General features: G+C 42.5%; 1 protein-coding gene and 1 pseudogene. Both read left to right on the top strand.

Annotated elements, in window-relative coordinates; all coding sequences use genetic code 11:
- A pseudogene (locus R8N49_RS26330) lies at positions 1-92 on the top strand (DUF1425 domain-containing protein); the annotation flags it as partial.
- 66 nt (positions 93-158) lie between these two features.
- Entirely contained in the window at positions 159-749 is a 591-nt protein-coding gene (lpoB, locus tag R8N49_RS26325; RefSeq protein ID WP_005456187.1) for a penicillin-binding protein activator LpoB, read from the top strand.
- Positions 750-804 lie beyond the last annotated feature (55 nt).

Here is an 804-nt window from a genome sequence, read left to right as displayed (position 1 = left end):
GTGGATTTGAATCTGTGACGCTTTCGGAGGTCACGGTCAATCCAAATGGCACACATTTCCGTGTTCAAATTAGAGAAGCACAAGACGATTAATCTTAACGGCTTTGCCGTAGCTGCCGCGCCAACATGCGCTGGTATTGATATAACTAAGGAACTCTCATGAAAAAAAGTATTATTGCTCTTTTAGGTCTAGCCGTTATTTTGGGTGGTTGTTCTAACAAAGTCTCTTACGGTGATTCACAAGCGACTGAAACCACAACCATCGATTTCGGTTCGACGGACCTACAAAAAATTGCTGGCGAGATGGTAGACAGCATGATGATGTCAGGTTCAGTAGCAGCAATTACTCGTGACCAACGTCCAATCGTGTTTGTTGAGCGAATCAAGAACAAAACCAGTGAGCACATCGACACTGAATCGATCACTGATACCATCTCAACTAAAATGCTGAACTCAGGCAAATTCCGCTTTGTTGATATGGACCGCGTAGAATCGGTTCGTGAACAACTTAACTTCCAAAATACGGACGAGCTTGTTAACCAAAGTACAGCAATTCAGTTTGGTAAAATGGTCGGTGCGCAATACATGCTTTACGGTAACCTTTCTAGCATCGTGAAAAATGCAGGTAGCGATAAAGATGTATACTACAAAATGACAATGCGTTTGATGGATTTGGAAACAGGCCTAATCGAATGGGCTGATGAAACAGAAATCCGCAAAGAGCAATCTAAGAGCCTATTTGGCCTTTAATTGACCATAATGGAGAAGTCATCAATGGCGTGGTTTTCTTGGCAACAAGCAAAAC

The organism is Vibrio sp. 1978, assembly GCF_033344345.1.
The sequence above is the reverse complement of the archived record's forward strand: the minus strand, read 5'-3'. Positions and strand labels throughout refer to the sequence as shown.

Coding starts and splice junctions, on each gene's coding strand:
- lpoB (WP_005456187.1), top strand. CDS start 159: ATGAAAAAAAGTATTATTGCTCTTTTAGGTCTAGCCGTTATTTTGGGT.